At 35.6% G+C, this 888-nt stretch carries 2 protein-coding genes; both read left to right on the top strand.

Annotated elements, in window-relative coordinates; all coding sequences use genetic code 11:
• Window positions 1-396, top strand: a 396-nt coding sequence (locus H5157_RS20585; RefSeq protein ID WP_182725413.1) for a cation transporter, incomplete at its 5' end; no start/stop codon positions are given.
• A gap of 85 nt (window positions 397-481) precedes the next feature.
• Window positions 482-778: a hypothetical protein gene (locus tag H5157_RS20580; protein WP_232007049.1), complete on the top strand. Its 297-nt coding sequence runs from the start codon at window positions 482-484 to the stop codon at window positions 776-778.
• Window positions 779-888 lie beyond the last annotated feature (110 nt).

The following is an 888-nucleotide window of genomic DNA, read 5'->3' as shown; positions in this document are numbered from 1 at the left end:
TATGCTGTCGGTAAAAGCATAAGCATGAAACTTAGAGCGGCACATATATCTGGTGTACTTCAAATTATTCTAGCGCTAGGTGCTTTGAGTGAAGTCGTAAGACGCTTTATTTACGGTAGTGAACCTATCTCTTCTTTAATGATGATATTTGGTGGAATAGCACTAATCGCTAACATTGCTTGTCTGTTTTTAATATTTGGCAACAAAGAAGACGGCGCTCATATGAAAGCGAGTTGGATTTTTTCCGCAAATGACGTAATCGCAAACGTAGGTGTAATCTTAGCTGGCTTATTAGTTACAGTAACTAGCAGCCGTTATCCAGATTTAGTGATTGGTTTGATTATTGCTGTTGTCGTTTTAAACGGTGCTCGCCGCATCTTACAGCTAAAGTCTTAAGTAGAAAGTAGTTAAAAGAATGCACCCGTCATATTTTAAACCATATATATCATACGTGATAATGATTTTAATCGCGGTGCAGTCTGTGTTTTTTTCGCAAGAAGAGATTGAAGGAAACTTAATTGAAAGTTCTTTTAATATATCACTAACTGAGTCTATTACCCCGCTAAAAGCTCCTGAAAGCTCTAATTTATTTGAGGAGGGTAATAGCCAAACTTTAATTGATAATTGTAATTTTTGTTGCTGCTGTCAGTTATTTTTAAATACAGATTCTTCTTGTAATATTTTACAAGCAATAGAATATTTCCCTACCTACGCCTTAGTTTCCCCTGAGCTAAAAGGCTATATCTCGGTGCCATTCCGCCCACCTAAATACGCCTAAATTTTATAGAAAATTAAGAAAGGTCAAATGTTAATGACCTAAATATCACATATAAATTTATAGGAAAGTATACATGGCACTTAATACCTGTGTGCATCGCAAGATAGCAA

It is taken from the genome of Pseudoalteromonas sp. SG43-3, from assembly GCF_014164385.1.
GTDB classification, from domain to species: domain Bacteria; phylum Pseudomonadota; class Gammaproteobacteria; order Enterobacterales; family Alteromonadaceae; genus Pseudoalteromonas; species Pseudoalteromonas distincta.
Note: the sequence above shows the minus strand (reverse complement) of the source record. Positions and strands in the feature narration are given on the sequence as shown.